Origin of the sequence: Kitasatospora phosalacinea (assembly GCF_000717185.1) — a bacterium.
Lineage (GTDB): Bacteria > Actinomycetota > Actinomycetes > Streptomycetales > Streptomycetaceae > Kitasatospora > Kitasatospora phosalacinea_A.
On the sequence record NZ_JNYE01000321.1, the window covers coordinates 1 to 238 of the forward strand.

At 72.7% G+C, this 238-nt stretch carries 1 pseudogene; it reads right to left on the reverse strand.

Annotated features, from left to right (window positions below):
- Positions 1-225 (reverse strand): annotated as a pseudogene (locus OO57_RS38210) (site-specific integrase); the annotation flags it as partial.
- Between the last annotated feature and the right edge of the window lie 13 nt (positions 226-238).

Below are 238 nucleotides of genomic sequence, written 5' to 3' on the forward strand. Positions count from 1 at the left end.
GGCGAGGATTTCGCCGCGGCGCATGCCGGTGCCGAGCATGACCTCGAACAGGTCGGTGAGCCGGTCGGCGTAGTGCTCCGCGTTGTGGCGGAGGAACGCCGCCGCCTGGTCGGGGGTCCAGCAAGTGCGCACCGCCGCACGGGGCTTGGGCGGGACGGAGTGCTTGGCCGGGTTGTAGCGCAGCCGCCACGTCCGTACCGCGTGGTTCAGGGCGCCTCGCAGCATGGCCACCGCGTGG